Below are 26,441 nucleotides of genomic sequence, written 5' to 3' on the forward strand. Positions count from 1 at the left end.
ATAATGGTATTCGCATAAAACGAAAGGCTTGAAGCAATGACGATTCTTACTGATACCTATACCTTGAACAATGGCGTCAAAATTCCGAAAATCGGGTTCGGAACCTGGCAGATTCCCGACGGGGAAGTGGCCTATGACTCGGTGCGCATGGCATTGGATGCCGGCTACCGCCATGTCGATACTGCCTACGTCTACGGCAATGAGCGCAGCGTTGGGCGAGCCGTGCGCGAATCAGGAATCGAGCGCGACGAGATTTTTGTGACCTCGAAACTCCCGGCCGATGTCAAAGACGCCGAGGGAGTGCTGCCTCATTTCGAGGAGACCATGGACAATCTCGGGCTGGAGACACTCGACCTGTATCTGATTCACGCGCCTTGGCCGTGGAGTCATGCGGGGCATATGCGTATGGATGAGGAGAATCTTGCCGTATGGGGCGAAATGGAGAAGATCTACCGTTCCGGCCGTGTCCGGGCCGTCGGGGTTTCGAATTTCGACGACCATGATCTCAGGAACATTTTGGACCATGCACAAGTCGTGCCGGCCGTCAACCAGATTCAGTATTACGTTGGCGCCACCGAACCGAGAAACAGGACGTGCTCGCAATCCCACGGCCTGCTTATCGAGGCCTATTCGCCGCTTGCGACGGGCGGATTGCTCGATTTGCCGCAGCTCAAGGCGATGGCCGAAAAGTACGGGGTCTCCACCGCCCAGCTGGCGATTCGCTTCTGCGTGCAGAACGGCGTGCTGCCGCTGCCCAAGGCCACGCATCGTGACCACATCGAAGCCAATGCCGATGTCGATTTCACCATCAGCGACGCGGATATGGACAAGCTCAATGCGTTCGATGATCCGAATCCCGACGGCCACAATCCCAGCCAGCGCTAGCGCATCATGATTCAATTCATTTGAATCTGAAATCTCTTATTCAACATGGTCCGGCGGAGTGCATCGACACTTTGCCGGACCTTCTTATGCGATAAATCGACCGTTTGTGCGATAGCCCTTTCCGCGCCCCTTTGCCGTGCCACACTGAAATCAGCAAAGGAGCGTGGTATGAGTCGACAAGCAGTCAATCCCTATTTGCCACAATGCGAATACATTCCAGATGCCGAACCTTATGTTTTTGGCGATCGGGTCTATATTTACGGTTCGCACGATAAATTCAATGCGCCCATGTTCTGCGTGCGTGATTACGTCTGCTGGTCCGCCCCGGTTTCGGACCTCTCGGATTGGCGCTATGACGGCGTTCTCTATCGAAAGAACCAGGATCCGAAGAACAGGCTCGGTCTGCGTCTGCTGTTTGCGCCCGACGTGGCCGTGGGCGCCGACGGCCGCTATTACCTGTATTATGCTTTCGATTTCATGGGCATCATGGGGGTTGCGGTCTCCGATAAGCCTTCCGGCCCCTTCGAATTCTACGGCCACGTGCATTATCCCAACGGGAAGATATGGGGCCGTTGCAAGGGTGATTCGTTCCCGTTCGACCCCGGCGTCCTCGTCGATGATGATGGGAAAGTTTATCTTTATTCCGGCTTCTACACCCCGGTTCCCGCCATAGTCACGGGCGGCCGGCGCAAGTTCGAAGGCGGGTACGTCCTCGAACTCGAAGAAGACATGGTCACCATCAAGACCCCGGAAAAGCTTCTCTTCCCCAAAGAGGGCGAAGGCTCCTTCCCGGGCCATGAGTTCTTCGAGGCCAGTTCGATTCGCAAATATGATGGCCGATATTATTTCATCTATTCCTCACGGCTCAATCATGAGCTGTGCTATGCCGTCAGCGACAAGCCGGACAGCGGCTTTGCCTATGGCGGAACCTTGGTCAGCAATGCCGATATCGGCATCAACGGATACCGCGACGAGGAACATGCCGCGAACTATGCCGGCAACACCCACGGCAGCATCCTGCGATTGGACGACCGGTTCTATATCTTCTATCACCGTCAGACCAATCGCAGCTCCTACGCCCGTCAGGCGTGTGCCGAGCGCTTGGAACGACGGGCTGACGGCGGCTTCAACCAGGCTGAAATGACCAGCTGCGGTCTCAACGACGGTCCGCTCACAGCACTCGGCGTGCACGAGGCCTATACGGCCTGCAATCTATGGGCCAAAGGCGGCGTGACAGGACGCTATGACGGTTCCGGTGTCAAATCCAGGCTGCGCAACCATCCGTTCATCACCGAGGAAAAGGTGAGAGGCAAGGATTCGCGCCATCAATTCATCGCCAATATGCGTGACGGGGCGACGGCCGGTTTCAAATATTACGAATTCGACGGAACAGAATCGAGAATCGCTGCAGAAATTCGCGGGAAGGGCACAGGCAAGCTGTCCGTCTGGCTCGATGCCGCATGCAGCAACAGGATTGCGACAATCCATATTGACCACGATGCCGGGGAATTTTCGACTTTCGAAGCCGAAACGACGCCGGCAAAGGGAACATACCCGTTGTATTTCACATTCGAGGGCAGCGGAAGCATCGACTTCCTGCGTTTCTCGTTGACACAAGGTGAGGCAAAATGAAGAAGAACGCCATCGTCACCAGCATCACTGGCCTGTGGTCCCGCTTCAGCGCCCGTCATCACGGGTTGGCGGAATTCATCATGTTTTTCATAGTCTGCAACGCCGTGACTGTGCTTCAGCTGATCCTCATGCCGGTACTCAAATGGATATTCGGCATGACATCGCTGGTCAACACGTCATTCCAGGTACTGCGCCTGGGGCATAACCTCAACGGCAGCATCTACTACCTGTTCGATTACGCCGCCGGTGCGGTGCAGCATGGCGGGGGAGGCGGCCTGGCGTATTTCCTGGCCGTGGAGCTCACCATGGCCATTGCCCAGATCATCAATTTCTTCATGCAGCGCAACATCACCTTCAAGGCCGTCGGCAGCATCTGGACGGCCGCGTTCTGGTATGCGTTCGCCTACGTGGTGGTCACGTTCGTCGCCGCCGCGCTGCAGGGATGGTACAAAGCCCCGCTCTACCGGCTCTTCGTCGGGTGGATGGGATCCGGTTTCGGCGTCACGCTCGCCGATCTGGTGACCATGCTCATCAACTGTGCGCTCTCGTTCTGGGTGTTTTATCCCATCATGAAGCTGATCTTCAAGCAGAAATAATCGTTGAAGGAGTGAAAGGCAAACGGCCGGCAGGTCGTTGAAAGAAATTTGTTGTTCCATTCGACCAACGTTTCAAAGGAGAAGAAAAATAATGAATACAGCAAAACAGTTCCGGCTATATTGCATTATAGCTGTGGTAGTGCTGGGCCTAGTCGCCCTCGCTTGCGTAGCCACGGTCGTGATACGAAGATTCCGTCCCCGGCATGAGGGCGAGGTGATGGTCAAGAGCCATGCAAGCATCTGGGTGCGTGTGCTGCAGGTCATCGCCGCGGTTCTTGCCGTGGTGCTTGCCGTGGTGCTCAATGTGGAGACCGGGCAATATAAGGCGTCCATCAACAACGTGTTCCAGAATATCCAAAAGAGCAACGCCAGCGTCACGACCAACGCCAAGGACTGGACCGGACTGGTCCACGATATCGGTGAGCAGGGCATGGTCCTGATGCGTAACGAAAACGGTACCTTGCCGTTGAAGGCCAAAAAGGTGAATCTGCTGGGTTATTACGCATACAACCCCATGTATTCCCCTCTCGGTTCAAGCCATGTGCAGAGTTCCGATGCCGTGTCCATAGAGGATTCGCTGGAATCGTCGGGCATACAGGTCAACCAGGCTTTGAAGAAGGCTTCGGTGTATCCGGCTCCCAAGCCGCCGAAGAAGGTCATCGGATTCGTCCCGGCCACCTATTCGAATGCGGAAGTGCCGATTGACAAATACCAGGGCGAGGCTTCGTTCGATAAGCTGCAGCAGTATTCCGACACTTCGGTGGTGGTGCTTGGACGTTCCGGCGGTGAAGGCAACGACCTCATCACATACAAGAGTCCTGACGGACACAATTATCTGCAGCTCAGCGAAAACGAAAAGAACTTGCTGAAAGAGGCGAGGGCGCATTCGAAGAAGCTCATCGTCGTGCTCAATATGTCGAATGCGATGGAAACGGGCTTCCTCAACGAATTCCACGTTGATGCCTGCGTTTGGGCCGGTATCCCCGGCCCCAAGGGCTTTGGAGCATTGGGCAAGATCATCTCCGGCAAGGTCAACCCCTCCGGAAGCCTGCCGGACACATGGGTGTATGACAATACCAGCGCCCCGTCCTATGAGAACTACGGCATCCAGGCGGCTTCGAACGCGCCGAAGAGCCACTATGTCGATTATGTCGAAGGCATCTACGTCGGTTACAAATGGTATGAGACCGCATATGCCGAAAAGGCCGTCATCACCAGCAACAAGACCGGCAAGACCTTCGATTACGGTCAGCACTACGACGATATCGTCGCGTTCCCGTTCGGCTACGGCCTGAGCTATACCACCTTCTCGCAAAAGATCGTCGACGGGCTTTCCAACGGGGTTTCCCTCGATCCCAGAGGCAAGCTCAACGTCAAGGTCAAGGTCACCAATACCGGCAAACGCGCCGGAAGAAATGCGGTCCAGCTTTATATGAGTGCTCCGTATACCGACTATGACAAAACCGCGGGTATCGAGAAGTCCGCAGTTTCGCTGGTGGGCGTGGCCAAGTCCAAGATTCTCGCTGCCGGGGAATCGCAGACGGTGACAGTGCCGGTCTCCATGCAGCAGATCGCCTCCTGGGATTCGTCCCACGACAACGGTGACGGCACCCACGGCTCCTACATGTTCGATAAGGGGCAGTATGTTTTCTCCGTGCGTTCGGATGCCCATCATCCGCTCGATCAGGTCGAAGCGCAAATGCCCGAAACCTATTTCTTCTCGGGCAAGAACAAGCGCGACCTGGATCAGAAGGTAGCGGTCAACAGGTTCGCGGATGTGGCGCGTGGGAAGTATCTGAGCAGGAACAATGGCTTTGCGAACTATACGGAAGCCATGAAATCGGTGAAATCCACCGTCAAGACCACCGCTCAGGAAGACAATGCCAACGACTATCCCAAGTCCTTGGACGCCAAAGCCCATAAGATGGTGAAGGGCAAGGATTACGCCAAGAAGGGCAAGCTTCGCCTTGAAGACGTGGCAGGCCTGAAATACGACGATCCGAAGTGGAATGAGCTGCTTTCACAGCTGACCGTACCGGAAATGCAGTCCCTGGTGGAGGATTCGCTCTATAGGACGCCGGAGCTGCCTTCGATCGGCAAGAACTATCTGACCATGGACGCCGAAGGCCCTCTCGGGCTTTCCAGCATGTTCAGCCCGGATGTCACCGGAATCTCGTATCCATGCGTTCCTCTGATGGCCGCCACTTTCAACCCTGACCTTGCGGCGCAGTTCGGTTCCCAGATGGCCGATCAAGGGCACAAGTGCGGTGTCACCGGCTGGTTTGCTCCCGCGATGGACAACCATCGTTCGCCGTTCTCCGGCAGGAACGGGGAATACTATTCGGAAGACCCGATGCTGTCGGCCACCATGGCCGGCAATGTGGTGCGTGCGGCATCCAAGAAGAAGATGGCTGTGTATATCAAGCATCTCGCCTTGAACGACCAGGAAAGCTGCCGTTCGCAGAACCTGCATACGTACGCCAACGAGCAGTCCATCCGCGAGATCTATCTCAAGCCGTTCGAGACCTCGGTCAAGGTTGGTCATCCTCTTGGGGTCATGACTTCGATGAACTTCCTCGGAGATGTGTATGTCGGCTCCGATTCGGCATTGCAGCAGGACGTCCTTCGCGGCGAATGGGGCTTCCGTGGGCACTCGATCACCGATATGGATGAGGCGAAACTCGCCCGCGGAGCCGATGCGGCAATGCGCGCGGGAACTGATTCCTGGCTGACGTTCAACAAGTTCAATGTCTCCGGCGACAGTGATTCCGATATCTACTATCTCCAGCGGGCTTCGCACAACATCCTCTACACTCTGGCGAATGCCGAGCGTCTGCCGGTCACCGTGCTCAATTGGCACCTCTATGTGGTCATCGCCAGCGTCGAACTCGCGATCATCGCATTGGCTCTGCTTTGCGCCGTGATCGTTCCGATGCGTCGCCGCGCCGAGAAGGGGTGAACGAGGCAATCCAATAAATAGCATACAAGGCGATACGGTTGATACCGTAACCGGATTCAGGTCCGGCGTTCGGCATCGGCTGCGTCGCCTTTGTCGTTTCCTTTTCCATTTGTCAGTGAATGTATCTTCGCTCGATGGTTTGCCTCGACGGCCTGCTTCGTTGCGCAAATTCTTGCGCCATTGGGCCGATATCCGTCTGAAGGTTCGCTTTAATGCTGCTTTTGGGAGGCGGGGATCGGAATGGTGATATGCACTTTGAACCAATCGTTTTCCGTCTTTACTGAAAGTTCCCCTCCATACTGCCGGGTGAGGCTCTGTATCGATTTGAGGCCGAAACCGTGATAGCGGTCGTCGCCTTTCGTGCTTAGCGGCAGCCCGTTACGGGTCTGTAGCCTTGTTGCATCCGCCGAAGCGATTTTGTTTTCCAAAGCGATGAAGGCGAAGCCTCTGACCTGGCGGACAACCACGCGAATCAGCCGTTGCCCCGGGTTGGCAAGCGTCTCGCAGTATTCGATGGCGTTGTCGAGCGCGTTGCCGAACATCGCGGCGATGTCCATTTCCGAGATGCCGACCTTATCCAGCACCTCGCCTTGGGCTACGCAGGTCAGCTCGATGTGGTGATGGGCACAGTACAGGCTTTTGGAGGTCAGCACGGTATCGAGGGTCGGATTGCCGGTTTTGTTGGTGGCCCCGTAATCCGCCAGATCCTGTTCGATATCGTCGAGATAATGCTCGCGTTTGGTCTCGCTGGGTTCGGCTCTCAGCGCCGAGATCTGTTGTTTGAGATCGTGGTATTTCCGATTGATGATTTCGATGCTGTCTTTGGAGTTCTGATATTGCCGGTACTGCGTCGAGAGGACGTCGCGGATGCCGTTGAGTTCCCGTTGCGTATGTGCCTCGCAAAGCTGCCAGTGATAGGCATACAGGAAGGCGAAACCTCCGATTTCGACCAGCGTGCGGATGTTGAAGGATTGCGGGCCGACTTCTGCGCTGAACGGCGTCTGCAATGATACATAGCTCAGGTTGCTCAGGGCGAAGGTCAGCGCCGCTATCGTGATGACGATCCAAAGCTGTCGTCCGTCGATGTCGAGATGGGCTTCGCCGTGGCGGGGTTCAAGCAAAAAAGCGCCGACGAAGACGACGGCATAGATGACGAACAGGAAAACCAGCGAAATCGGGAGGAGGCGGAATATCGAATACCTATGCGCAAAGAACGTGTACAACTGCCATTCCAAAGATGCCGCGAGCTCGGCGAGAGTGAAGGAACGTGCCAGCCAGTAGGTCGTTTCAGCCACCGGTGTCTGGCAGGTGAGCTTCAGCGTGACGAACATGACCAGCAACGCCAGCGCCATGCAGGGCAGCCACCACCAGATGTTGACGATGCCGATGAACATCTGCAACGGGCAGAGCAGGGCCAGACCTGCGGCAAGAACGACGATTCTCTTCCCTCTTGGCCAGCCTCTCAGGATGATTCGCGCGTAAAGCACGCAGGAAAGCCATTCGGCCAAGGCGGTATAAAGCTTGGGAATGTCGATGGTCGCGTCGGCGAGAATGGTGACGGTCATATCGTTCTTTCGTCCGAGGGCAGGAAATGAAGGAACAGCTGTCGGGTTCTAGCAGCTTTTTGCAATGGAATCTCCCAGAGCTTGGATGAGCGGTCCATGCCGCGCCCGGCTCACCTGCAGCCTGACCGGCTGATTCCTCTCATCCGCCGGATGAGCGGTTCTGACCAATACCACTTCATCGTGTTCGACGCGTTCGACGAATTTCAGATTGACCAGACAACCCTTGTTGCACTGAAAGAAATCCTGCTCCCTGAGCTGCGAATACAACGATTTCAGGCTTTGCGCGCTGGATTGGTACACCCCATTGATCGTATGGAAGGTCAGCAGATGGCCCCTGCTCTCGATCCACACGATGTCGTCTGTCAATACCCTTGCGCTGCCGGTCCTTGCGGTGATGACGATGGCCTTGCCCTCGTCGCGGGACGGGATGTTCGACAGGATGCGTTCGAAGTGGCTGCTGAAGGAGGGGTAGGTGATGGGCTTGAGCAGGTAATCGAAGGCGTTGACCTCATAACCGGTAATGGCATACTGGGCAAGGTTGGTGGTGAAGACGATGATGACCGAGGGGTCGGATTCTCGAATCCTGCGCGCCGTGCTGATGCCGTCCAGCAGCGGCATCTCGATATCCAGAAAAATGATGTCGAATTCAGGACGGTATTCCTCCGCCAGATTCACACCGTCGCTGAAGGCATGAATGTTGTATTGCAGGCCATGATCTGCGGCATAGCGTGCAATGCAATCACGAAGCTTCTGCACATCATTGGCATTATCTTCGGCAATGGCTAAACGTAACATGATATCTCAATTGGTATATTCATTGAACTATTAGCCAATTGTAGTCTATTTCCGCAATGATGTCGAAATGCCGAGGAAGATGAGTCAGAATTGATTGGAACGCGAATTATGTCTGGTCACGGTTGAATTTCCTTGAGCAAGGCATTGATTTCCTCATTGCGTCGCGTTGTTTTCATACCCTCTGCATGGAAGAGGTCGAGTATCTGACGGGCGATGTCGAGTGTTTCCTTGTCGCGAGTGCCGGCATCGGTGAACGTCGAGATGTTGATGAAGTTCTCCAAGGATTTCGGGTCGTTTTCCGCCAATGCCCGTTTGACGATTCCCTGCAGCATGATTTTGAGGTTTCTTGTACTTTTGCGATTCTCATTACGGCGTTCGAAATAGGGCAGGAACAGTGCGACCAAGACTGCTGCAGTCTCGGCGACGGCGGTGGCCCATTCTGCTAACGATCCGATTTCCATAAAATATCACCAACTTTTCTTTTGTATAAGCAACAACTCATGAAGTGTACACCTACCGAAACTCAAGGTGTTTTTATTTGCTTTCATCAAAAATCGTTTCCGCTTGGAATAAAAGACCGGTAGGGCATGATTTAATGGTCGAAGCGAATGGTCGCTTTCGAAAGGAGACAATATGAATGAAAACGAAGCCATGGACCTGCTCAAAAAGTTCGTCGGGCTGCATACCGAGAACGGCAACGAGAAGGTGGTCGCTGACGAGATCAAGGCCATTTTCGATCGTGCCGGCGTGCCCTGCAAGGTCCTGCCGCTTGAGGAGGATCCGACGCGCGCCAACCTGGTCGCACAGCTCGGCCACGGAGAGCCGGTGCTCGGCATCACCGGTCATATGGACACCGTTTCTGCGCAGCAGGAAGGCTGGAAAACCGATCCGTTCGAGGTCGTCGAGGACGGCGATCTGATTTACGGGCGCGGCGTGACTGATATGAAGGCCGGGCTTGCCGCCATGGTCTTCGCGATGCTTGATTTGAAGAAGCACGAGGATCAGATGCACGGCACCGTGCGTTTCCTGGCCACCGCGGGCGAAGAGGTCGGCATGCCGGGTGCGGCGGCCCTTTATGAGCAGGGGTATATGAAGGGCGTGCAGGCTCTGCTGGTCGGCGAGCCCTCCGGCTATAACATCGTCTACGCCACCAAAGGCGAGCTCAATCTCAACATCGCGATGAAGGGCAAGGCCGCGCACAGCTCCACGCCGCAGCTGGGGATCAACGCCGTGGAGAACCTCATTGAATTCCTCGACGTCATCTCCAAGCGTATCAAGGACGCCGCGGCGGGCAGGAGCAACCCGGACCTCGGCGACACCGTCTTCAACATCGACGTGATTCGCGGCGGCCAGCAGGTCAACGCGATCCCGGAGTCCGCCAATGCCGAGGTTAACATGCGTATCATCCCCGAGTTCAACAACAAGGAGATTCTCGCGATTTTGGACGACGAAGTCAAGAAGTTCAACGAGAGCCACAAGGCGAGCGTCTCCTACGAGGTCACCATGGATATCAGCCCGGCCATCGGGCCCAAGGATGCCAAACTCGTCGACGTCGTCAGGTCCGTGGGGGAGCGGCACCTGAAGGAGCAGGGCAAGCCGGGCGAGATCCCGATGTTCGGCGTCTCCGGCGGCACCGACGGCAGCGTGCTGCTGCTCGACAGTCCCAAGGACACCGCCTATGTGATGTTCGGGCCGGGCAACGACACCATGCACTGCGTCAACGAAAGCCTGCCAAAGGCGATGTACTTCGACTTCATCGGTATCTACGAGGACATCATCGACGAGTACATGGGCATCGAAAAGTAGCGCGTCGCTTTCGACATTGGTTTGTGCCGTCTGTTTTAGCTGGTACAAACGCAAAAATGATATGGCCTCACCGGGTATACGGATTTCGGTGAGGCCATATCGGCTATATAAGGTTTTCCGATCGGCCGATTTTTAGGATCGAAAGGTTCGTTCTTTCAATCCTTGGTTTCGGCGGTGTCTTCCTCGGAACCGTTGTGCGCATTGACCAGGAAATGGGATTCACTGGGGAGCACGGCGTTGAAAATGACCGCAACCACGAACGAGACGGCAATGCAGTTCGTGGCGAAAATCGACTGGAAGAGCTGCGGGAAATTGGCGAAGATGCCGCCGACCTGCGTGAAGCCGATACCGATGGTCAGCGAAAGCGCCGCAATGGTGGTGTTGCGTTGGCTGAATCCCGCCTCGGCGATCATCTGGAAACCTGAGAGGATGATGTTGCCGAACATCATGATGGTGCAGCCGCCGAGCACAGCCTGCGGCATTGAATTGAACAGCTGTGCCACGGCTGGCACAAAGCTGGCGAGGATGAGGATGAACCCGCCGGAGAGAATGACCTTGCGGTTGACCACTTTGGTGACCGCCACCAGACCGATGTTCTGGGCAAATGACGTCAGCGGCAGACAGCCGAACAGGCCGGAAACGGTTGAGATAAGGCCGTCGCCGGCGATGGCTCCGGAAGTCTCCCTGTCGGTGGGCAGGCGGTTGAGGCCGACCTGCGAAAGCGCCGCGGTGTCGCCCAAGACCTCGACGGAGGAGACGACATACAGCAGCGCGAAGGAGATGATGGAACCGATATCGAACGTGGGTGCGAACGGCATGAAATGGGGGATGCTGACGACCTGCAGATGTTCAAAGCCCGAGAAATCGACCTTGCCAAAGAAGATAGCGACGATATAACCCACGACCAGGCCGAAAAGGATGGAAAGCTGCTTGATGGTACCCTTCATCAGCAATTGGAAGGCAAGACACGCGACGAGTGAAATGAGGCCCAGCGTAAGGTTCTGCCAGCTGCCGAAGTCTTTTGTGCCCGCCCCGCCGCCGAACGAGGAAGCGCCCGTGGAAAGCAACGAGAACCCGATCGAGGTCACCACAATAGCCGAGACGATCGGCGGCACGTATTTCTTCCAAAATTGCGCCGTCAGGCCCAGAACCAGTTCGAGCAGTCCGCCGATGATGACGGCACCGACAAGTGCCCCATAGCCCTGTTTGCCGACAATGGCGGTGGCGGCGGCGACATAGGTGAAGGAAATGCCGGTGACCATGGGCAGGCGGCTGCCGACTCGCCAAAGCGGGTAAAGCTGAAGGCAGGTGCCGAGGCCGGCCACCAACAGGCCGTTCTGGATGATCATCGCCGACTGGGCCGGCGTCAGGTGTGCCGCTGCGGTCACCAGGAAGATCGGGGCGAGATTGGCAACGAACATCGCCATGACATGCTGCAGGCCGAAGGGGATGCCCCGCCAGAAGGAAATCTGCCCGTCAAGGCTGGTCAGTGCTTCTTCGGTGCTGGGCTTTGGCTGTTCGGGCTCGCCTGCTCCGGACTCTTCATCGTCGTGTTTGCGCCATGGCAGGTGGAATGCAAGTCCCGAAGCCGGTTTTCCGCCGGATGAGGTCTGTGCGGTTGATGGAGTCGTTGCTACATTGCCTGCAGCCGGACCTTCGTTATTTGTTTGGGTGATATTTGTTGATTTGGCCCCGTTTTGGGTGCTGTGCTGATCAGTGCTCAAAGGGTCTCTTTTCCTGATGAAATTGAGATAGTGCTGATAGCCCAAAAGTCTACGCCCGGTAGTGGGCAGTGTCTTTTATGGTGTTTCTTGACAGGAATTTAGCTGTTTCGATAACAAAAACAAAAAACGGCCGCCGAAAAGTATATTTCGGACAAATCGTTTTGTGAGATTTTCGATTTATGCTACAAAATAATGAAAACGCAAACGAGCTTAAGCAGATTTAAGCGAATTCGACGGTTCCTTTCTCGCCGTCCATGGCCTTGACGATGGCAAGCGAAGCGACGTCGTAGCCGGCTTCGCGCAGCTCTTTGCCGCCACGCTGGAAGCCCTTTTCGATGGCGATGCCGATGCCTTCGATGACCACGCCGGCTTCCTTGCAGATGTCGATGAGCCCGTGCATGGCCTTGCCGTTGGCGAGGAAATCGTCAATCAGGAGAACGTGTTCACCTTCGGTCAAGAAACGCTTCGAGACGATGACCGGGAATTCCTTTTGTTTCGTATAGGAATAGACCCGTGCGGTGTACTGATCGCCGTCGAGGTTGATGGACTGGGTCTTCTTGGCGAAGACGACGGGAACATTGCCGAAATGCTGCGCTGCGATGCAGGCGATGCCGATGCCGCTGGCCTCGATCGTGAGAATCTTATCGATTTTCTTGCCGGCGAAGATGCGTGCCCATTCCGCACCCATGTGGTCGAACAGCGTCACGTCGCACTGGTGGTTGAGGAAGGCATCGACCTTGAGCACGTCTCCCGGTTTGACAGTTCCGTCCCGACGAATCCTGTCTTCAAGTTCCTTCATATCATCCTCTCGTTTTCGTCGGTAGATTATTGCGCCGATGCCCCATGCAAAGCGCATATATGGTCTATGAGCATAATCATGGGAGGTGACGAGTGTCCAGTCGAGTTCGAACCAGTTGTCGTGTTTGTGCTTTTGGGTTTTCCTGACCGTATTTATTCCTTATTGCCCATTCATCATCCGTATTTCCAAGACCAGCTGGTGTGATAGAAATGAAGTCCTATGGCAGGCGGGTGAGCTTAGATGAAGGGCGCTCGCAAAACGGCTTTTTCGAAGGGATATGGGTGTGGCACAGGATCCGGATTTGATTGCACGAAGCGCCGAGGAACTGGTCGGTGACCTGAATGAGCAGCAGGCGAAGGCGGTGCAGTATCGCGGGCCCGCGCTGCTGATCGGTGCAGGAGCGGGGTCGGGAAAGACCCGCGTGCTCACCCGTCGCGTGGCATGGATTCTTTCGCAATTTGGCGCATGGCCCAGCCAGATTCTGGCCATCACCTTCACCAACAAGGCCGCCGCCGAAATGCGCGAACGTCTGGAGGCGCTGATTGGCCCGGTGGCGGAGCATATGTGGATTTCGACGTTCCATTCCGCCTGTGTGCGCATTTTGCGACGTGACGGCAAGACTATCGGTCTCAATTCCGGTTTTTCCATTTACGACAGCGCCGACAGCCAACGGTTGGTCAAGCTCATCGCCACCAGCCTCAACATCGATCTGAAGCGCTATACGCCGCGCGCCATCCTAGGGCAGATTTCCGATTACAAGAACAAGCTGGTCGGCTGGAAGGAACTGCTCAAGACCTACGCGCCGGATTATACGCCCGGCCAGCAGGGCTATCAATTGGGCCGTTACGACAACGCCGAAGCGCTTTACGCCGTGGTCTACGCAGAATATCAGCACCGGCTTGCCGCCGCGAACGCCGTCGATTTCGACGATCTGATTGTGCGCACCGTCGAGCTACTGCATGACCATCCAGAGGTCGCGGATTACTACCACCACAAATTCCGTTACATCCTGGTCGACGAATATCAGGACACCAACCACGCGCAATATCAGCTGGTCCGCGAGCTTTCCGGCATCGATAGCGCCAATCGGCCGGCGTTGGGTTCGGAGGCTGGAAATCGGGCAGTCGCAGGGCGCGAAGGCCCGGCATGGGTGACGGTCGTCGGTGATTCCGACCAGTCAATTTATGCTTTCCGTGGCGCAGATATCAGCAATATCCAGGACTTCGAAAAGGACTTCCCGGGTGCTCTGACCATCATGCTCGAGCAGAACTACCGCTCCACCCAGACCATCCTCGACGCGGCCAACGCCGTCATCTCTAAGAACACCGGGCGCAAACCCAAGAAGCTGTGGACCTCGCTCGGCAAAGGGGAGCCGATCGTCGGCTATGCCGCCGATAACGCGCAGCAGGAAGGCGGCTGGATCGCCAACGAAATCGCCAATCTCAAAAGCGAAAACGGATATCGCTATTCCGATATCGCCATCATGTACCGCGCCAACGCGCAGTCCCGCGCGCTTGAGGAAGCGCTGATCAACGCAGGTATTCCTTACCAGCTCGTCGGTGGCACGAAATTCTACGAACGTCGTGAGGTCAAGGACGCCATCGCCTACCTGCAGGCCATTACCAACCCTGCCGACAGCGTCAACATGCGGCGCATCATGAACACTCCCAAGCGTGGGCTTGGAGCGCGCGCCGAATTCATGGTCGCGGCCTATGCCGAAGCACACGATGTGCCGTTCTGGGGTGGTATCGACCACATGGATGAGATTCCCGATTTGCCCACGCGCACGCGCACCAAACTCGGCGAATTCCGAGACCTGATGCGCGGCCTGATGCAGTTCGCCTCCGACCATGATTCCAAGCCGTCCGAAATTGTCGCGCAAGTGCTCAGCGAATCCAAACTGCTTGAGGAACTGCAGCGCTCCACCGATCCGCAGGACGAGTCTCGCGTCGAGAACCTTTCGCAGTTGCAGTCCGTCGCAGCCGAATTCGAGCAGAAGACCCCGGACGCCACGCTTTCCGGATTCCTCGAGACCACGGCATTGGTCGCCGATTCCGACCAGCTGCCCGGCGAGGGGGAGGATTCAGGCAAGGTCACGCTGATGACCCTTCACACGGCCAAGGGCCTTGAATACCCGGTTGTGTTCCTCACCGGCATGGAACAGGGAACATTCCCGCATTCGCGCTCGCTTGAGGACGAGCAGGAGCTCTCGGAGGAGCGGCGTCTGGCATATGTGGGCATCACGCGCGCCAAGCAGCGGCTTTACGTCACGCGTGCGGCCGTGCGCTCGCAATGGGGGCAGGCCAACGATATGATGCCAAGCCAGTTCCTTGATGAGATTCCCGACGATCTGATTGAATGGAAGCGCCGTGAGGCCGGTGTCGAACGCATGCGTTCCGGCTGGAGCACGGGGAGCGGAGACAGCGATTTCGACGATGAATTCGGCGGTTGGGAAGATGGCGACGGCTTCTCGTCGGGTTCTACATTCGGCGGTTTAAGCTCGTCCTCATATGGCGGTTCGCGTGGTTCCGGCCGTTCCGGTTATGGCGCTGGTCGTTCCGGATACGGTTCGCATTCGGGCTCTTCTTATGGTTCCGGCTCATCGTATGGTTCCCGTTCGAGTTACGGTTCCTCCAATGGCTCGCGTTCAGGAACCCATTCCCTCTATGGCAAGGGTTCCGGCTATCGCAGCTCGTCATCGCGCTCAGGATACGGTTCGCATTCCTCCGGAGGGTCCTCATACGGCTCATCGTCGTATGGCTCCGGCTCTCATACCCGCGGCGGCAAAGTGACCACTCGCCGTACCACGCCGAAATCCGCATCTCGTTCGGTGCCCGCGTCAAGCCTCAAAAAAGACAACAAGCTGGACATCTCCGATTTCAGCATCGGCGATAAGATCACCCACGACCAGTACGGCTTGGGGACCGTCGTTGACACGCAGGACAAAGGCCGTAATTCGATTATCACGGTCGACTTCGGCTCGGACGGCGTCAAGCGCCTGATGCTCCGCGTCGCCCCCATCGAGAAGCTATAAATTGATTTCCCTGCTTTCGGGGGAAACGCCTTAAACGTTCGAATCCCCAATTTCAAGGGGATTGGGAGCCCATCCTCAAATGAGGGCCCGCACTGTCTTCCGCAGTGCGGGCCCTCATTTCATCCAAGTGTTGCCCTGCACAAGCCTTTATTTTTCCGAACCGCCTACAGAACAAAAGTTCAATTTAAAAACTTTACATTTGTAAAAAAAGTGATATTCTGACATTAGTTCGGCCAACGAGACCGAATTGCGGTCGCAAAACTTTTTAATGGCGAAAGGATTTGTATATGCCTACGCAAGAGACATTCCAAGGCAATTATATTCAATGGCTTGGTGCGGAATTCAAGAAGATCAATCTGGTTGCAGCCATGATCTGGTTCTTCGGCATCGGCTTCCAGACGGCATTGCTGGTCACCAACCCGATTACATGGCAGGCCATCATCACCTATCTAGCCACCGTGGTCGGTCTGGGTTGCACCGTTTACATGATGGTGGGAGCGCCTATCAACGGGCTTCTTGGCTTGATCAGTGTCTTCGGTTTCGTCACCGTCAACCTGTTTGCCCACCATTGGTGGAGCGTCATCGATCAGCTCATCTTCGCCTGCGCCATCGATATCCCGCTGATGATGAAGTGGAGGACCTGGGGCGAGGACTTCGGCGCCAAGGTGCGCAAGCTGCATCTCAAGGGCTGGATGGTCACCATCGCGGCCATCCTCGTCGAATGGATCATCCTCTTCCAGGTCGCCCGCATTCTCAAGGACTCGCAGCCGGCGGTCGACTCGTTGGTGCTTTCCTTCGGCGCCACGGCTTCAGTGCTGTGCGTGATGCACGTCTCCAACACCTACACCCTGTGGCTCGCTGAAGATATCGTCAACGTCGTCCTTTGGTTCTATGCCCTCAAGGACGGCTACAGCCCGTCCGCGTTGCCGATGCTCGTCAGCACGCTCATGTACACCGCCACCGCGATCTACGGTCAGTTCTTCAGCATCTGGCACAAGGCAGGCAACGCCAACAGCGAAGTAGCGAAAGCCTGATAGTTTATTGTCATCCCCACGGGTCGCCGTATCAGTCCCAAGGCGGCAAATACGGCGACCAAAACCCACAGAACAAGAGGTAAAAATAATATGAACAAAGCAACATTGGCAAAATATATCGACCATACCTATCTGAAGGCCGACGCCACCAAGGCCGATATCGTCAAGATCTGCGATGAAGCCAAACAGTACAACACCGCTTCCGTGTGTGTCAACGCGTATTGGGCCCCGCTGGTCGCCGAGCAGCTGGCCGGCACCGACATCAACACCTGCTGCGTGGTCGGCTTCCCGCTGGGAGCCACGAGCACCGCTTCCAAGGTGTTCGAAGCCCAGCAGGCCATTAAGGACGGTGCCGAGGAAATCGACATGGTCATCAACGTCGGCGAACTGATCGCCGGTGCCGACGACAACGTCGAAGCTGACATCAAGGCCGTCGCCGATGCCGTGCATGCCTCCGGCAAGCTGCTGAAGGTCATCATCGAGACCTCGTTCCTCGACCATGACCAGAAAGTGCGCGCCTGCCAGCTCAGCGAAAAGGCCGGGGCCGATTTCGTCAAGACCTCGACCGGTTTCAGCTCGGCCGGTGCCAAGGCCGAGGATGTCGCGCTGATGCGTCAGACCGTCGGCGATCGCTTGGGCGTCAAGGCGTCCGGCGGCATCCACAGCTATGAAGAGGCCATGCAGATGATCGATGCGGGCGCAAGCCGTTTGGGTGTCAGCGCCACCATCAAGATTCTTGAGGGAGCGGAGAACTGATTATGAAATACAATCGTATTTTTGGCTTGGTTATGGATTCCATCGGCACGGGTGCAGCGCCTGATGCCGCAAAGTTCGGTGACGAAGGTTCCGACACCTTGGGCACCATCGGCAAGTTCTTCGATGGCAAGCTTCATCTGCCGAATTTCGCAAAGCTCGGCATTTCGAACCTGAGGGATACCCCGATCGAAGGCGTGCCTGCGGCCGAGCATCCCATCGGCTGCTTCGGCAAGATGGAAGAGGTCTCGGTGAGCAAGGACAGCATGTCCGGCCACTGGGAAATGATGGGTCTCCCCGTCACCCAGCAACTGAGCTTCTTCCCGAACGGCTTCCCGGATGACATCCTCGATCCGATTTCCAAATTCTCCGGACGAAAGATCGTAGGCAACCGTCCCGAATCCGGCACGCAGATTCTCGAGGAGCTGGGCGAACACCAGATGAAGACGGGTGACCTGATCATCTACACGTCCGGTGATTCCGTGCTGCAGATCGCGGCGCATGAGGACATCATCCCCGTCAAAGAGCTTTACCGGATCTCTGAATACGCCCGCAGCCTGGTCAACGGACCGAAATACATCGTCGGCCGCATCATCGCGCGCCCGTATGTCGGCAGCGGCAAAGGCCATTTCACCCGCACCGCGAACCGTCACGACTTCACCTTGAAGCCGTTGGGCCCCACCGATCTGGACAAGCTGCAGGAAGCCGGCTTCAAGACTATCGGCATCGGCAAGGTCAACGACATCTTCTCCGGCCAGGGCATCGACGAGGGCTATCACAATCAGAGCAACATGGACGGTATGGACCATCTCGACCACGTCATGACGCAGGACTTCACCGGTTTCTGCTTCACCAACCTGGTCGATTTCGATGCCATGTACGGCCACCGGCGCAACCCGGAAGGTGACGGCAATGCCTTGATGGACCTGGATCGTCGCCTGGGCACGGTCATCGACAATATGCGCGATGACGACCTGCTGATGATCACCGCCGACCATGGCAACGATCCCTGCTTCAAGGGCACGGACCACACCAGGGAATATGTGCCGCTGCTGGCCTATTCGCCGAGCATGAAGCATCCGCAAAGCCTCGGCACCCGTACGACCTTCTCCGATTACGGCGCCACCGTTCTCGACAATTTCGGTGTGGAAACCGACATGCCGGGCACCAGCTTCCTTTCGGAACTCAACTGATCCCAACCAAGCAGTATCTATATATAAATAAACATATTGGTATATAATTCCGCGTGCCGTCTCGACGTTTTCAACGGACTGCGGTACGTCGGAATTGATACCAAATTAATATTTTTGGCCACTTTCGATCAGTGGCCGATGCAAATTAAAGGAGATTTGTAATGAGCACTCATATTGATGCACAACGCGGCGATATCGCGGAAACCGTATTGATGCCAGGAGACCCGCTGCGCGCCCAGTACATCGCGGAGAACTTCCTGACCGATCCCAAGCGTTACAACACCGTGCGCAACGCGTTCGGCTACACCGGCACGTATAAGGGCAAGCCAGTTTCCGTGCAGGCCACAGGCATGGGCATTCCCTCGCTGTCGATCTACACCACCGAGCTCATCAAGGACTTTGGAGTGAAGAACCTGATCCGCGTCGGGTCGTGCGGAGGCCTGGGCAAGGACGTCAAACTTCGCGACATCCTCATCGCCCAAAGCGCCAGCACCGACTCCTCCATCATCCACAACACCTTCGGCCAGGGCGTCTATTTTGCACCTACTGCGGACTTCGGGCTGCTTGAGGATTCCTATCAGGTGGCGAAAGCCAGGGGAATCTCGGTGAAGGTCGGCAACATCCTCTCCGAAGACCGTTTCTACGATGACGAGCTCGATATCGACAAGCTCGCCGATTACGGCATCATGGGCGCGGAAATGGAGGCGGCGGGCCTTTACCTGCTCGCATCCAAGCACCATGTCAAGGCATTGGCCATCTCAACTGTCAGCGATATGATTGGCACCAATGAAGGTCTGAGCGCCGAAGAGCGTGCGACCACTTTCAACGAAATGATTGAAATCTGCCTGGAGGTGGCTTATCAGCAATCATGAGTGAGCGATACGACAAGAAGAAGCTGAAACAGAGCATCACCGCCGCCAGGCTGTATTACGAGGACGGTCTCGGGCAGACCGAAATCGCCCATAGCATGGGGGTTTCGAGGCCGACGGTTTCCCGGCTGCTGAAAATGGCAAGGGAAACCGGGGTGCTGAAGATCGAGATCGACGATCCCTTCATCGACGCCGGCGACCTCAACGAGCGGCTGATTGAGAAATACCATCGCGATATCCACGTTGTTCCCAACAATTACAACGGCGAGGTCTCCACGTTGGCCAGCATCGGCGCCTACACCGCGCAGCATCTGATGCAGATGATCAAGCCGGGTGACATCATCGGCTTGGGATGGGGCAAGACCATTCATTGCGTCACCACCCATCTGAACAGACATCCGGTGGAGGACACCACGGTCGTCCAGCTCAAGGGCGGCATCAATATACGCTATCAGGACACGTATGCCGATGAAAGCGTCACCGAACTGGCTTCGGCCTTGGGCGCGACCCCGCATTTCCTTCCGTTGCCGCCGTTTTTTGACAGCAAGGTGACCAAGGAGATCGTGGAACGCGACCGTTTCATCAAGCAGACCCTCGAGCTCGGCAAAAAGGCCAATATCGCCCTTTACAGCGTCGGCACCGTGCGCAACGACGCGTTGCTGTTTCAGCTTGGATACTTCAACGCCAAACAGAAGGCGGCGTTGAAGCAGGCTGCCGTAGGCGATGCCGTATCGCGTTTTATCGACAAGGACGGCAAGGTCGTCAATAAGGATCTGAACGACCGGACCGTAGGGATTGGGCTGGCGGACCTGAAGAACAAGGAGCATTCGATTGCGGTGGCTGCCGGAATCCTCAAGGCTCCTGTCATTTACGCGGTGATGAAAGCGGGATACGCCAACGAATTCATCGTTGATCAGGCGATAGCCCAGGAATTATTAACTTATGAAGATTGAGGTGTTGCAACGATGCGAATGGTTGATGTTATCGACAAGAAAAGGAACGGCGGAGAGCTGAGCGACGAGGAGATCAAATTCTTCGTCGACGGTGTGGTCAGCGGGGAGATTCCCGATTACCAGACCAGCGCCCTGCTGATGTCGATCTATTTCAAGGACATGAACGATCACGAGCGCTCCCAGCTTACGCTGGACATGATGAACTCGGGCGATCGGCTTGACCTTTCCGGTATTCCTGGCATCAAGGTGGACAAGCATTCCACCGGCGGGGTCGGCGACAAGGTGAGCCTGCCGCTCGCTGCCATGGTGGCGGCCACAGGTATTCCCGTCCCGATGATTTCAGGGCGTGGTCTGGGCCATACCGGCGGTACGCTTGACAAGCTTGAAGCCATCCCCGGCTACCAGGTCGAAATCAGCGAAAAGGACTTCATCGATCAGGTCAAGCGCGAGAAGCTCGCGATCATCGGCGCGACGGGCAACATCGCCCCCGCCGACAAGAAGATCTATGCCTTGCGTGACGTCACGGACACGGTCGATTCGATTCCGCTGATCGCTAGCTCCATCATGAGCAAGAAGATCGCCTCCGGCACCGATGCCTTGGTGATCGACGTCAAAACCGGGGCCGGCGCGTTCATGAAGACGTTGCCGAAGTCCGAGGAACTGGCGAAGGCGTTGGTCGAGATCGGCAAAGGCGTCGGCATGCAATGCATGGCGGTCATCTCCGACATGAGCCAGCCTCTGGGCCGCAAGGTCGGCAACACCCTTGAAATCGAGGAGACCTTCGATACCTTGAAAGGCAAGGGCCCCAAGGATCTGCTCGAGCTGGTGCTCACCCTGGGCAGCTACATGGTCGTTCTCGGCAAGAAAGCTGACAACGAAGACGAGGCGCGAGCCATGCTCGTCAAGACCATCGAAGACGGTTCGGCGCTTGACCGGTTCCGGGCCATGGTCGTCGCGCAAGGCGGCGACGGTCGGGTCGTCGACGATTACAGCATCATGCCGCATGCGAAGTACCGCATCGACCTGCCCGCTAAGTCCAGCGGCTATGTCTCACAGATGCTTGCCGACGAGGTCGGCATCGCCAGCATGAAGCTCGGCGGCGGACGCGAGAAGGCCGATGACAAGCTGGATTACGGTGTCGGCATCGAGCTCAACAAGAAGGTCGGCGACAAGGTCGGCGAAGGCGAATCCTTGCTGACCATCTGCAGCGACCGTGAGGATGTGGATGACATCAAGGAACTGCTGTATAGCTGCATCAAGATCGGCGACAAGGCCGAGCCTTATCCCATGATCTACAAGATCATCAAGTAGTGATGCCTGGCTGATTCGAATTCACGTGTGCCCCGTCCAACTCGACGGGGCACACGTCCATGGTATGCGAGTAAAATAAAAGCTTGTGTCTGCCATAAGGCGGGCATTATCTGGAGTCTTAGCCCATCAGTGGGTCGGCGGCTTCCTCACGAAGGTGATGATGTCGTTGGCGCTTGGCGCCTTGAAGCACTGGAGAGGCCCGGCTCAGCGCGGTTTCTCGTGATTCCGCGTTCCGTTCAGATAACGACAGAATACAAAGGAACAACAGAATGACCAACATTCAGCGTTCTCGCCGTCAGGTGCGCCTTTCGCGTGCCCTCGGCATCGCACTGACCCCCAAGGCTCAGCGCATCTTCGAGAAGCGTCCGTACGCTCCTGGTGAGCATGGCCGCACGCGTCGCCGCACCGAATCCGATTACGCGGTTCGTCTGCGCGAGAAGCAGCGTCTGCGCGCCCAGTACGGCGTCTCCGAGAAGCAGCTTCGTGCAGCTTATGAAAAGGGCACCCACACCAAGGGCCAGACCGGCGATGCAATGCTCATCGATCTCGAGACCCGTCTCGACGCCCTGGTGCTTCGCGCAGGCTTCGCCCGCACGACCGCCCAGGCACGCCAGTATGTCGTGCACCGTCACATCATGGTCGACGGCAACGTGGTGGACCGTCCGTCCTACCGCGTCAAGCCTGGCCAGACCATCCAGGTCAAGCCGAAGAGCCAGACCATGGTTCCCTTCCAGATCGCCGCTGAAGGCGTGCACCGCGATGTGCTGCCCGCAGTCCCCGGATATCTGGACGTCAACCTCGCCTCGCTCAAGGCGACACTCACCCGCAAGCCGGAAACCAAAGAGATTCCGGTCGAGGTCAACATTCAGTACGTCGTCGAGTTCTACGCTCGCTGATTTCTGAATCCCATTCCTTTTAGGACATACCGCAAGGGCCCTGTGAGTTTCAAACTCACAGGGCCCTTGGCGTTGTCGGGTTGTCATGTCGGGTTGTTTATTCACCGATGGTGGCGTCGACGATGGCGGAGACAATCGACATGATAATCGTGCCTAATATCGAGGCGAAGAAGCCTGAAATGAAGACGCCTACGCCGAAAAGCGACACCGCAAGCCACGAAGCCAGGCGCATGCACAGCCAGTTGACCACCAGCAGCAGAATTAATGAAATGACGCCCAGCGTCATGATCGAAAGCGGGAGAGCGAGTATCTGTGTGACCCAGTTGAGGATTGGTTTGACGACCGCGTTGACCAGCGCCAAAAACAGTGCAAACGCGGCGATGCCGAGAATCGGGGGAGTGCCGATGGGCTGCATGCTGGGAATGAGCAGCACCATCGCGGCCGCAGCGATGGTCAGAATGATCCAACGGGTGAAAAATCGTGTCATAAGACCAGTATGACAAACGATGGTAATCCAAAACCTCGGTTTCACAAACCTTTCCAAGCAATTCGCCATTGGTTGAATCCAACCGGCTGATTTCAAAAATAGTATCAAGCGTCATTCAGAACGGATAATCGATGAAAAGTGCCGGAATGACAACGAAAAATCGACTTGACGAATACCGTATCCAATTATTTCGGAAGTTGGATAGGTTTTCGACAAGCCGATTTCGAAAGCCGACGACTTCGGGTCTTTAGAACCCGTCCTCGAAGAACTCGAGCAGGTCGTTCATCGTCAGTTTCTTCTTTTCCTGGGCATTCAGATCACGGACGATTTGGCCTTTTTGCAGCACGATGAGACGATTGCCATATTTGAGGGCGTCATCGAGGCGGTGCGTGATCATCAGACAGGTCAGATTCTGCTCGTTGATGGTGCTTGCGGTGATGGCCATGAGCTGCTTGGACGTCTTCGGGTCGAGGGCCGCGGTGTGCTCGTCGAGCAGCAGCAGGTCGGGCTTGGTGATGGTCGCCATGATGAGGCTCAACGCCTGGCGCTGCCCGCCGGAAAGGTTGCCGGCGGGGGTGTTCAGATGTTCCTCAAGCCCGTTGCCGATGCCTTTGCACAGCTCATAGAAACGGCCATGGTTGGCAGCCATCTCGCGCATCCTGAAGCGTCGTGGTTGGCCTCGACGGGTGGCGAGCAGCAGGTTTTCGGCGACGGTCATACGAGGTGCCGTGCCCATTTTCGGATCCTGGAAGACGCGGGCGATGTATTTGGCGCGAGTCTCCTGCGAGGTCGAAGTGATGTCCTCGCCGTTCATCAGAACACGCCCCGTGGTGGGGTGGATGCCGCCGGCAATGACATTGAACAGGGTGCTTTTGCCTGCGCCGTTGCCGCCGAGCACGGTGATGAAATCGCCGGGTTTCACCGCGAGGTTGGCGTCGGTGAGGATTTCCTTGGTGTCGTCCATACCGTTGTCGACTCGCACCGAGCAGTGCTCGACCGCGAGTCGGATGTCGGCGGGATTGCTGACGCTTTGTTCCTCAGCCGCGCTGGCCGTCAACACGTCGTCGGTTTTATTTGGTTTGGTCAAGGTCTCGTCTTTCATGCGTTCGCCTTTCCGCTGGATACCACAGCGTCATCCTTTTTGAAGTACTTTTCGAATCCTGTGGTCAGGTGCAGCGCCCGCTTGAACTGCGGGATGAGCATGCACAGCGAGAGCACGACGGCCGAGAAGAACTTCAGGTAGGTGGTGTCGAAGCCGAGGCGGATGACTAGCAGGATCAGGAGCTGGTAGATGATGCTGCCGACCACGGTGGCGAGCATGCGCTGGAAGAAGGAGAGCTCGCCGAAGAGGACCTCGCCGATGATGATGGAGGAGAGACCGATGACGATGGTGCCCACACCTTTGCTCACATCGGCGTAACCGTCGTGTTGGGAGATGAGCGCCCCGGAAAGCGCGATCAGCCCGTTGGAAAGCATGAGGCCGACGTTGGTCATCCGTTCGGTATGGATGCCGAGGGATTTGGCCATTGATTCGTTGTCGCCGGTGGCGATGTAGGCCTGGCCGAATTCGGTGTTGAAGAACAGGGACATGAGGCCGATGACGATGGTGACCGCCAGCAGGCCGATGAAGACGGTGTCGTAGTTTTCCGGCAGATTCAGCGGGCGGAACACGTCCTGGATCTTCGGCAGGTTGAGCAGGGAGAGGTTCGGCGATTTCATGATGAAGAGCATCACGGAATTCAGGGCGGACATCACCAGAATGCCGGCGAGGACCACGGGAATCTTGCCTTTCGTATAGAGCAGACCGGTCACCAGTCCGGCACACATGCCGGCCAGCACGCCGAGCAGGGTGGCGAGGAACGGATTGAAGCCCATGGTGATTGCCGCAACGCACACTGCGCCTCCCAGCGGGAACGAGCCTTCCGTGGTCATATCGGGGAATCCGAGGATGCGATAGGTCATGAAGATGCCGAGGCCGAGCATGCTCCAGAGCATGCCCTGGCCGATGGATGAGATGATCATTTGTTGCTGCCTTCCTCTCCGACGACCTTCGCGTTCTTCATCACCGAGTCGGGCACGGTGATGCCGTTGAGGTCTGCTTCCTTCTTGTTGATGTAGACGTCGCCTCCGTTGAAGACGTAGACCGGCGTGGTCGCGGTTTTGCTCTTGCCGCTCAGGACATCAGCCATCATTTCCCCGGTTTTCAGGCCGAAGTCGTACTGACTTGGGGCGATGGTGGCAACGGCTCCCTGCTTGACCATGGTGTCGGCGGCTACGATGACGGGTTCGTGCTTCTTGTTGGCCTCCTGGGTGACGGTGGGCATGGCGTTGGCGATGGCATTGTCGTTGGGAATGAAGATGAAATCGACCTGGTCGCTCATGATCTGCACGGTCTGGGCGATTTCGTTGCTTGTCGGCACGGCGAAACGCTTGGTCTGCAAGCCCATCTTCTGCGCGATGGCGTCAGCGTGCTCGACCTGAGATTTCGCATTGATTTCATCGGAGTTATAGAGGAAACCGACAGACTTGGCTTTCGGCAGGAGTTTCTTCGCCAATTCCAGCTGTGCCTTGAGTGGGGGAACGTTGGAGACGCCGGTGATATTGCCGCCGGGGTGCTTCAAATCCTTGACCACTCCCGCGGCGACTGGGTCGGTGACCGCGCCGAGCATGATCGGGATGTCTTTGGTGGTGTTGGACAGCGCTTGCGTGGCGCCGGTGGCGATGCCGCAAAGGGCGTCGGGCTTCTTGTTGACCAGCTGCTGGCTCATGGTGGCGAGCTTGCTCTGGTCGCCTTCGCCGTTCATGCTGGTGACTTCGAGGTTCTTGCCCTCGACGTAGCCGCCTTTTTTGAGGCCGTCGATGACTCCCTGGTGGATCTGGTCGAGTGCCGGATGGCTCATGGTCTGCAGGATGCCGACTTTCTTGACTTTCTGGGTTTGCGCGGTGGAGGCCGTATTGGTCGCGGTGCTTTTCACGCTGTGCTCGCCGACGAAATACATGACGACACCGACGACGACCACGGCCACTGCCGTAACCGCTGCGGTTACCACGGTGTTTTGTGAACGATGTTCTTTTTCGGACATGGTGGTTTTTCTCTCGAATCTTTTAAAACTTGGTTGTATCTAAGGTTTGCCGGTAATTCTGGTTGTT

General features: G+C 56.5%; 22 protein-coding genes. 13 read left to right on the forward strand and 9 right to left on the reverse strand.

Features of this window, described 5'->3' with window-relative positions; genetic code table 11:
- Positions 1-36 precede the first annotated feature (36 nt).
- From PT279_RS08000 to PT279_RS08015, 4 genes are all read left to right on the forward strand, one after another.
- Positions 37-885, forward strand: a complete 849-nt coding sequence (locus PT279_RS08000; protein ID WP_277166898.1) for an aldo/keto reductase — start codon at positions 37-39, stop codon at positions 883-885.
- Between the two features lie 168 nt (positions 886-1,053).
- Positions 1,054-2,517, forward strand: coding sequence for a family 43 glycosylhydrolase (locus PT279_RS08005; protein WP_277166899.1), 1,464 nt, complete (start codon positions 1,054-1,056; stop codon positions 2,515-2,517).
- Positions 2,514-3,113, forward strand: coding sequence for a hypothetical protein (locus tag PT279_RS08010; protein ID WP_277166900.1), 600 nt, complete (start codon positions 2,514-2,516; stop codon positions 3,111-3,113). Before PT279_RS08005 ends, PT279_RS08010 begins: the two co-directional genes overlap by 4 nt.
- A 91-nt stretch (positions 3,114-3,204) precedes the next feature.
- Positions 3,205-6,072, forward strand: coding sequence for a glycoside hydrolase family 3 C-terminal domain-containing protein (locus PT279_RS08015; protein ID WP_277166901.1), 2,868 nt, complete (start codon positions 3,205-3,207; stop codon positions 6,070-6,072).
- Positions 6,073-6,281: 209 nt separating this feature from the next.
- On the opposite strand, the gene PT279_RS08020 is transcribed toward PT279_RS08015, so the two are convergent.
- From PT279_RS08020 to PT279_RS08030, 3 genes are all read right to left on the reverse strand, one after another.
- A complete protein-coding gene (locus tag PT279_RS08020) occupies positions 6,282-7,637 on the reverse strand; it encodes an ATP-binding protein (protein ID WP_277166902.1) in 1,356 nt (451 codons plus the stop codon).
- A 48-nt stretch (positions 7,638-7,685) separates the two neighbouring features.
- Complete coding sequence (locus PT279_RS08025; protein WP_277166903.1) at positions 7,686-8,432, reverse strand: LytTR family DNA-binding domain-containing protein; 747 nt, start codon at positions 8,430-8,432, stop codon at positions 7,686-7,688.
- Between the two features lie 116 nt (positions 8,433-8,548).
- Complete coding sequence (locus PT279_RS08030; protein ID WP_277166904.1) at positions 8,549-8,893, reverse strand: hypothetical protein; 345 nt, start codon at positions 8,891-8,893, stop codon at positions 8,549-8,551.
- A 172-nt stretch (positions 8,894-9,065) separates the two neighbouring features.
- Here PT279_RS08030 and PT279_RS08035 point away from each other — a divergent pair, with 172 nt between their 5' ends.
- Complete coding sequence (locus tag PT279_RS08035; RefSeq protein ID WP_277166905.1) at positions 9,066-10,238, forward strand: ArgE/DapE family deacylase; 1,173 nt, start codon at positions 9,066-9,068, stop codon at positions 10,236-10,238.
- Between the two features lie 155 nt (positions 10,239-10,393).
- Here the strand turns inward: PT279_RS08035 and PT279_RS08040 are convergent, their stop codons facing one another.
- Positions 10,394-11,728 carry a nucleobase:cation symporter-2 family protein gene (locus PT279_RS08040; RefSeq protein ID WP_277167063.1) on the reverse strand — a complete coding sequence of 445 codons (1,335 nt, stop codon included), beginning with the start codon at positions 11,726-11,728 and terminating at the stop codon, positions 10,394-10,396.
- A gap of 454 nt (positions 11,729-12,182) precedes the next feature.
- Positions 12,183-12,761, reverse strand: coding sequence for a xanthine phosphoribosyltransferase (locus PT279_RS08045; protein WP_277166906.1), 579 nt, complete (start codon positions 12,759-12,761; stop codon positions 12,183-12,185).
- Positions 12,762-13,044: 283 nt separating this feature from the next.
- On the opposite strand from PT279_RS08045, the gene PT279_RS08050 reads away from it, so the two are divergent.
- From PT279_RS08050 to rpsD, 8 genes are all read left to right on the forward strand, one after another.
- A complete protein-coding gene (locus PT279_RS08050; RefSeq protein ID WP_277166907.1) occupies positions 13,045-15,795 on the forward strand; it encodes a UvrD-helicase domain-containing protein in 2,751 nt (916 codons plus the stop codon).
- A gap of 287 nt (positions 15,796-16,082) precedes the next feature.
- Complete coding sequence (gene pnuC / locus PT279_RS08055) at positions 16,083-16,829, forward strand: nicotinamide riboside transporter PnuC (protein ID WP_277166908.1); 747 nt, start codon at positions 16,083-16,085, stop codon at positions 16,827-16,829.
- Between the two features lie 90 nt (positions 16,830-16,919).
- Entirely contained in the window at positions 16,920-17,585 is a 666-nt protein-coding gene (gene deoC / locus PT279_RS08060; protein WP_277166909.1) for a deoxyribose-phosphate aldolase, read from the forward strand.
- Between the two features lie 2 nt (positions 17,586-17,587).
- Positions 17,588-18,775 carry a phosphopentomutase gene (locus PT279_RS08065; RefSeq protein WP_277166910.1) on the forward strand — a complete coding sequence of 396 codons (1,188 nt, stop codon included), beginning with the start codon at positions 17,588-17,590 and terminating at the stop codon, positions 18,773-18,775.
- Positions 18,776-18,936: 161 nt separating this feature from the next.
- Positions 18,937-19,647, forward strand: coding sequence for a purine-nucleoside phosphorylase (gene deoD, locus PT279_RS08070; RefSeq protein ID WP_277166911.1), 711 nt, complete (start codon positions 18,937-18,939; stop codon positions 19,645-19,647).
- Positions 19,644-20,597 (forward strand): sugar-binding transcriptional regulator, encoded by a 954-nt coding sequence (locus PT279_RS08075; RefSeq protein WP_277166912.1) that lies wholly within the window; start codon positions 19,644-19,646, stop codon positions 20,595-20,597. The genes deoD and PT279_RS08075 overlap by 4 nt, the downstream gene beginning before the upstream one ends.
- Positions 20,598-20,609: 12 nt before the next feature.
- Positions 20,610-21,908, forward strand: a complete 1,299-nt coding sequence (locus PT279_RS08080) for a pyrimidine-nucleoside phosphorylase (protein WP_277166913.1) — start codon at positions 20,610-20,612, stop codon at positions 21,906-21,908.
- Between the two features lie 269 nt (positions 21,909-22,177).
- Positions 22,178-22,804, forward strand: a complete 627-nt coding sequence (gene rpsD / locus PT279_RS08085; protein WP_277166914.1) for a 30S ribosomal protein S4 — start codon at positions 22,178-22,180, stop codon at positions 22,802-22,804.
- A gap of 97 nt (positions 22,805-22,901) precedes the next feature.
- On the opposite strand, the gene PT279_RS08090 is transcribed toward rpsD, so the two are convergent.
- From PT279_RS08090 to trpX, 4 genes are all read right to left on the reverse strand, one after another.
- Complete coding sequence (locus PT279_RS08090; RefSeq protein WP_277166915.1) at positions 22,902-23,291, reverse strand: phage holin family protein; 390 nt, start codon at positions 23,289-23,291, stop codon at positions 22,902-22,904.
- Between the two features lie 247 nt (positions 23,292-23,538).
- Positions 23,539-24,393 carry an ATP-binding cassette domain-containing protein gene (locus PT279_RS08095; protein ID WP_277166916.1) on the reverse strand — a complete coding sequence of 285 codons (855 nt, stop codon included), beginning with the start codon at positions 24,391-24,393 and terminating at the stop codon, positions 23,539-23,541.
- Positions 24,390-25,313, reverse strand: coding sequence for an ABC transporter permease (locus PT279_RS08100; protein ID WP_277166917.1), 924 nt, complete (start codon positions 25,311-25,313; stop codon positions 24,390-24,392). Before PT279_RS08100 ends, PT279_RS08095 begins: the two co-directional genes overlap by 4 nt.
- The gene (gene trpX / locus PT279_RS08105; RefSeq protein WP_277166918.1) at positions 25,310-26,374 is read right to left on the reverse strand and encodes a tryptophan ABC transporter substrate-binding protein; all 1,065 of its coding nucleotides are present in this window, start codon (positions 26,372-26,374) and stop codon (positions 25,310-25,312) included. The genes PT279_RS08100 and trpX overlap by 4 nt, the downstream gene beginning before the upstream one ends.
- Between the last annotated feature and the right edge of the window lie 67 nt (positions 26,375-26,441).

This window comes from Bifidobacterium sp. ESL0784 (assembly GCF_029433295.1).
Taxonomy (GTDB): domain Bacteria; phylum Actinomycetota; class Actinomycetes; order Actinomycetales; family Bifidobacteriaceae; genus Bifidobacterium.

What these genes read in the sequence shown, in the direction of transcription:
- PT279_RS08095 (WP_277166916.1), bottom strand. Translation starts at nt 24,393, where the DNA reads ATGAAAGACGAGACCTTGACCAAACCAAATAAAACCGACGACGTGTTG.
- deoC (WP_277166909.1), top strand. Translation starts at nt 16,920, where the DNA reads ATGAACAAAGCAACATTGGCAAAATATATCGACCATACCTATCTGAAG.
- PT279_RS08100 (WP_277166917.1), bottom strand. Translation starts at nt 25,313, where the DNA reads ATGATCATCTCATCCATCGGCCAGGGCATGCTCTGGAGCATGCTCGGC.
- pnuC (WP_277166908.1), top strand. Translation starts at nt 16,083, where the DNA reads ATGCCTACGCAAGAGACATTCCAAGGCAATTATATTCAATGGCTTGGT.
- PT279_RS08020 (WP_277166902.1), bottom strand. Translation starts at nt 7,637, where the DNA reads ATGACCGTCACCATTCTCGCCGACGCGACCATCGACATTCCCAAGCTT.
- PT279_RS08030 (WP_277166904.1), bottom strand. Translation starts at nt 8,893, where the DNA reads ATGGAAATCGGATCGTTAGCAGAATGGGCCACCGCCGTCGCCGAGACT.
- PT279_RS08065 (WP_277166910.1), top strand. Translation starts at nt 17,588, where the DNA reads ATGAAATACAATCGTATTTTTGGCTTGGTTATGGATTCCATCGGCACG.
- PT279_RS08080 (WP_277166913.1), top strand. Translation starts at nt 20,610, where the DNA reads ATGCGAATGGTTGATGTTATCGACAAGAAAAGGAACGGCGGAGAGCTG.
- PT279_RS08025 (WP_277166903.1), bottom strand. Translation starts at nt 8,432, where the DNA reads ATGTTACGTTTAGCCATTGCCGAAGATAATGCCAATGATGTGCAGAAG.
- PT279_RS08035 (WP_277166905.1), top strand. Translation starts at nt 9,066, where the DNA reads ATGAATGAAAACGAAGCCATGGACCTGCTCAAAAAGTTCGTCGGGCTG.
- PT279_RS08075 (WP_277166912.1), top strand. Translation starts at nt 19,644, where the DNA reads ATGAGTGAGCGATACGACAAGAAGAAGCTGAAACAGAGCATCACCGCC.
- deoD (WP_277166911.1), top strand. Translation starts at nt 18,937, where the DNA reads ATGAGCACTCATATTGATGCACAACGCGGCGATATCGCGGAAACCGTA.
- rpsD (WP_277166914.1), top strand. Translation starts at nt 22,178, where the DNA reads ATGACCAACATTCAGCGTTCTCGCCGTCAGGTGCGCCTTTCGCGTGCC.
- PT279_RS08090 (WP_277166915.1), bottom strand. Translation starts at nt 23,291, where the DNA reads ATGACACGATTTTTCACCCGTTGGATCATTCTGACCATCGCTGCGGCC.
- PT279_RS08015 (WP_277166901.1), top strand. Translation starts at nt 3,205, where the DNA reads ATGAATACAGCAAAACAGTTCCGGCTATATTGCATTATAGCTGTGGTA.
- PT279_RS08045 (WP_277166906.1), bottom strand. Translation starts at nt 12,761, where the DNA reads ATGAAGGAACTTGAAGACAGGATTCGTCGGGACGGAACTGTCAAACCG.
- trpX (WP_277166918.1), bottom strand. Translation starts at nt 26,374, where the DNA reads ATGTCCGAAAAAGAACATCGTTCACAAAACACCGTGGTAACCGCAGCG.
- PT279_RS08000 (WP_277166898.1), top strand. Translation starts at nt 37, where the DNA reads ATGACGATTCTTACTGATACCTATACCTTGAACAATGGCGTCAAAATT.
- PT279_RS08005 (WP_277166899.1), top strand. Translation starts at nt 1,054, where the DNA reads ATGAGTCGACAAGCAGTCAATCCCTATTTGCCACAATGCGAATACATT.
- PT279_RS08010 (WP_277166900.1), top strand. Translation starts at nt 2,514, where the DNA reads ATGAAGAAGAACGCCATCGTCACCAGCATCACTGGCCTGTGGTCCCGC.